This is a genomic window from Kitasatospora sp. NPDC036755 (genome assembly GCF_040636595.1).
Lineage (GTDB): Bacteria > Actinomycetota > Actinomycetes > Streptomycetales > Streptomycetaceae > Kitasatospora.
Genome location: NZ_JBEZUT010000507.1, coordinates 1 through 4211 on the forward strand (window position 1 = coordinate 1; position 4211 = coordinate 4211).

The following is a 4211-nucleotide window of genomic DNA, read 5'->3' on the forward strand; positions in this document are numbered from 1 at the left end:
GCACCGGCCCGACCGACAGGCCGGGGGCGCACCGGCCCGGTGCGCCCTCAGAGCCGGTGCAGCGCCACCTCGCAGAGCCGGCAGCGCCGCTGCTCCAGCTCGGGCGGGTACCACGGCTCGCCCGGCCGGGACGGGCGGTAGTGGGAGTGCTCCATCGGGGCGGTGTCCAGCCCGCAGAGGGTCCGTGCCTGCGGGTCCTCCGGGACGTCCGGATCCTGGCCGGCGGCGTGCACCGCGACCACGCCGGGCCCGACGCCCTCGGCACCGAGGGCCTGGTCCGGGCCCAGTTCGAAGAGGACGACGATCGAAGCCACGGTCCCACCGTGGCGGGCGGCGGTCACCCGCGCATTTCGATCTTCACCCGGCCGGGCCCCGGGCCGGGAGCCCGGATTTTCTTGTCGCGAACCTGCCGAATCGGCGGTCGCGTACCCCAGGATGACAAGGCACACCTCGAACGGCCGCACATCGGAACACCGGACGAACCCGACCCCGAGGAGCCGCACCATGGGCACAGCACGCCGTGATCTTCTCAAGTGGGGCGCGGGAATCGGCGCCGCCGCCGCCCTCGGCGGCCTCGCCCTGCCGGGCACCGCCCTGGCAGCCACCGGCGCCACCACCCCGCGCGGCCTGCCGACCGACGGCTGGATGGGCCGCCTCGACGGCAACCTGTCCCTGCTCGACCTCACCGTCCCCGGCACCCACGACTCCTGCTGCCAGAACCCCGCCTACGGCACCGAGTGGTCCCACACCCAGAACTGGGGCCTCCCCCAGCAGTTGGCCGAAGGCGTCCGCTTCCTCGACATCCGCTGCAACGGCCTCCAGGGCGCGCCCGACGAACTCGGGATCTACCACTCCGACGCCTACCAGCACATCCGCCTCCAGGACGTGCTCGACCAGTGCCGGACCTTCCTCGGGTCGCACCCCGGCGAGACCGTCCTGATGCGCCTGCGCAACGAGCGCGCCGGCGGCCAGTCGCTCGACGACACCGAGTTCATGCGGCGGATCAACCACTACCTCGACGGGCTCGGCTACCGCGGCCTGTTCCACTTCCACGGGTGGCCGACCCTCGCCACCGCCCGGGGGAAGGTCGTCCTGATCGCCGACTTCGTCAACCCGTGGGGCCTGATCGACTGGTCCAGCGGCGAGAACGACTACTTCGACACCCAGGACCTCTGGCAGACCGGCGGCCTCGACCCCCTCGGAACGAAGGGGCAGCGCATCACCGCCCAGTTCGACAAGGCCTTCGGCAATCCGAGCTACCCGAAGATGTTCGTCAACTTCCTCTCGTACGCCGGAGGTTACTGGCCGAAGACCAGCTCGCAGGCCCTGATGGACCGCACGGTCTACCCGTACCTGAGCGCCCGCACCCAGCAGCGCGCCCGGTTCGGCATCGTGCCGATGGACTTCCCCGACTTCCACGTCAACGTGCTGCGGATGCTGATCGACAAGAACGCCGTGTAGGACGGCGGCGCACCGCGAACGGCGGCACCCCGCCCGGCCCGCGCCCGATCCCGGCCCGGTCTGGTCCGGCCCGCCTCCGCATCGTCCCGGGGATGTAAACCCCCGGGCCGATGCGGGGTGACGGATCATCAATCCGTGGGCCGATGACCACCCCACGCGCCGCGTGACAGCGTTTCGCGCATGGACACCACGCCGACCGCCCGCCCCTCCGGACCGACCCGCCGCCGCGTGCTGGGCGCCGCCATCGCCCTGGGTGCCGCCGCCCCACTGGGCCTCGCCGGCACCGCCTCGGCCGCCCCCTCCGCCGCCCCCGCCCCCGCCCTCTCCGCCGACGGCACCGGCACCCCCGCGCGGCTCACCCTGCCCGCCCCCACCGGGCCCTTCCCCGTCGGCATGGTGCCGCTGCACCTGCGCGACGAGTCCCGGCTCGACCCGAACGCCCGGCCCGGAAAGTTCCGCGAGCTGATGGCCACCGTCTGGTACCCGGCCCGCGCCGCGGCCGCCGACGCGTACCCGCTCGCCCCCTGGATGCCCGACGGCGCCCTGCAGGCCTTCCTCGACGACGCCGGCTTCCCCCTCCCCCTCTCCCTCGCCCCGCTCACCGCCGGCCACCAGGGCGCGCCCGTCCACCGGGCCGGCCGGCCGCTGCCCGTCGTCCTCTACTCGCACGGCGCGGGCAGCCACCGCGCCGACCGCACCATCGTGGTCCAGGAGTTGGCCAGCCACGGCTTCGCCGTCGTCACCGTCGACCACACCCACGACGGGTTCACCGAGTTCCCCGACGGCACCGTCGTCACCCGGGACGGCGTCGCCCCGGGGCTGGCCCCGAAGGACTACGCCGCCGACCTGCTCTTCCTCCTCGACCGCGTCGTCGACCTCGCCAACGGCCGCAACCCCGACGTCGACGGCCGCCCCCTGCCGCCCGGCCTCCTCGGCGGCCTGGACGCCCGGAACATCGGCGCCTTCGGCTGGTCCAAGGGCGGCACCGCCGTCGGCCTCGCCATGGTCGCCGACCAGCGCATCCGCGCCGGGCTCACCCTGGACGGGCGGATGGAGTCGAACCCCGCCATCACCACCGACATCGACCGGCCGTTCATGATGATGACCGCCAACTACACCCGGGCCACCAGCCCGTTCATCCGGACCTTCTGGGGCCACCTGCGCGGCTGGCGCCTCGACGTCCAGGCCACCGGAGCCATCCACAGCTCGTACGGCGACAACATGACGCTGATCCCGCAGGCGGGCAGGCTGCTCGGCATGACCGAGCAGGAGATCCAGTCCCAGGTCGGCACCCTCGACCCGCAGCGCGGCGTCCTCATCCAACAGGCCTACCCGCTGGCCTTCTTCGACCTCCACCTGCGGGGCCGCCACCACGGCAACCTCCTCGACGGCCCGTCCAAGGCCTTCCCCGAGGTCGTCTACCACCCGTGAGCCCCGGAACGGGCGGGCGGCCGCCACGGGGGTGCGGCCGCCCGAACGCCGGGAGCGCCCCACCCGACGAACGGATGGGGCGCTCCCGGGACGGGCTCACTCGGGCCGTAGCCTTACGCCCTCATGAAGGAGCGCTCCGCATCCCCCCGCGGCTGGGCACCCAGAGCGAACGTCTTCCCCTTCCGTCCTTCCTGCAAATAGATCTGACAATCCTGCCCACGCTCGTAGTTCCGCAGGGTCACGAAGACCCCGGAGCCCGCGTCGTCGACGCTCCCGGTCTTCCAGCTCCCCTGGTACTCGCCGAGTGGGCCGGGGCTCGCCACAGGCTCCTTCCGGCAGAAGTAGCCGTCGAGCCGCACCTCCCCGAGCGTCCCGTCCTCCCGCAGCTCGATCACCTCGTCCCGCGCGACCCAGCGGCCCACGTAGTCCTTCGTCTCCGACCCACCGGGCCTGAGCTTCAGGTAGCCGGTCACGCCGACGATCAAGAGGAGGCCCGCCAGCAGGACCATCCCCTCCCGCGACTTCAGAAAGTCCCGCACAGCCATGGCTCCTGATTCCTCACAACGACCGGGGACCGGACCGACCCTTCGGCCGGCCCGGTCCCGTGAACCCCATATTCCGATGTTCATCACTCCGGCAGGAAGTCGCCCCTGCGAGCGTAGTCGCCGTTCCGCATGTTCGACCGGACGGTTTCCAGGATGAACTGCAAGCTCGGCGGGGACAACAGAGAACTCTGGAACCGCCAGGGAACTCACGACGGCCATCCGGGATTTCGACCGTGCCGAAGGCGGCCCCTCCCGTCCCACCATTCGACGCAATCGGACGTGGGTCGTCAACTTCTCTACCCTCCACCGACTATCACGCCGAGTCATCTGTCTGTGGGTGCCGGACGAACGACATCCGGCCGGAGGGCAAGGCGAGGGCAAGCCTTCGGTCCAGGTCAAACCGGGACCATACGTGAAGTGACTAGCATCACGGATGCTCCGAATCGGGAACCACCGTTCAAACCGGACAGAGCTGCTGAGGTAAGCAGTTGACGAAACGATTGACGGAAGGGTTCGCTGACCAACTCTGTGCACAGTCTTCGTAGCGTCAGTTCCCGGCCAAGCCAAGCCCGACAATCGCTCTGACGATCTCGGGTGCCGACGACGCAGGTGTCACGTCGTCGGCGCTCCAAATAGGTCACCAGACACCAGTGGCGGGGGGGGGGGGGGGGCGCCCCCCCCCCCCCCCCCCGGCCCCCCCCGCCCCCCCGCCCCCCCCCCCGGCCCGGCGCGCCAACAGATCCCAACCGCCAAGGGGGGGGGGGCCGGCGCGCC

The 4211-nt window shown here is 71.7% G+C and carries 4 protein-coding genes; 2 read left to right on the forward strand and 2 right to left on the reverse strand.

Going from position 1 to position 4211, the window contains the following annotated elements:
• Window positions 1–47 precede the first annotated feature (47 nt).
• A complete protein-coding gene (locus tag AB0E96_RS38890) occupies window positions 48–314 on the reverse strand; it encodes a hypothetical protein (protein WP_359831225.1) in 267 nt (88 codons plus the stop codon).
• A 190-nt stretch (window positions 315–504) separates the two neighbouring features.
• On the opposite strand from AB0E96_RS38890, the gene AB0E96_RS38895 reads away from it, so the two are divergent.
• Window positions 505–1461 (forward strand): phosphatidylinositol-specific phospholipase C, encoded by a 957-nt coding sequence (locus AB0E96_RS38895; RefSeq protein WP_359831227.1) that lies wholly within the window; start codon window positions 505–507, stop codon window positions 1459–1461.
• A gap of 180 nt (window positions 1462–1641) precedes the next feature.
• Window positions 1642–2892 carry an acetylhydrolase gene (locus AB0E96_RS38900; protein ID WP_359831229.1) on the forward strand — a complete coding sequence of 417 codons (1251 nt, stop codon included), beginning with the start codon at window positions 1642–1644 and terminating at the stop codon, window positions 2890–2892.
• Window positions 2893–3005: 113 nt separating this feature from the next.
• Here AB0E96_RS38900 and AB0E96_RS38905 read toward each other — a convergent pair whose 3' ends face one another.
• Window positions 3006–3437 (reverse strand): hypothetical protein, encoded by a 432-nt coding sequence (locus tag AB0E96_RS38905; protein WP_359831230.1) that lies wholly within the window; start codon window positions 3435–3437, stop codon window positions 3006–3008.
• Window positions 3438–4211 lie beyond the last annotated feature (774 nt).

Excerpts from the sequence above, each read along its gene's own strand:
- AB0E96_RS38895 (WP_359831227.1), top strand. The coding sequence starts at position 505 with ATGGGCACAGCACGCCGTGATCTTCTCAAGTGGGGCGCGGGAATCGGC.
- AB0E96_RS38900 (WP_359831229.1), top strand. The coding sequence starts at position 1,642 with ATGGACACCACGCCGACCGCCCGCCCCTCCGGACCGACCCGCCGCCGC.
- AB0E96_RS38905 (WP_359831230.1), bottom strand. The coding sequence starts at position 3,437 with ATGGCTGTGCGGGACTTTCTGAAGTCGCGGGAGGGGATGGTCCTGCTG.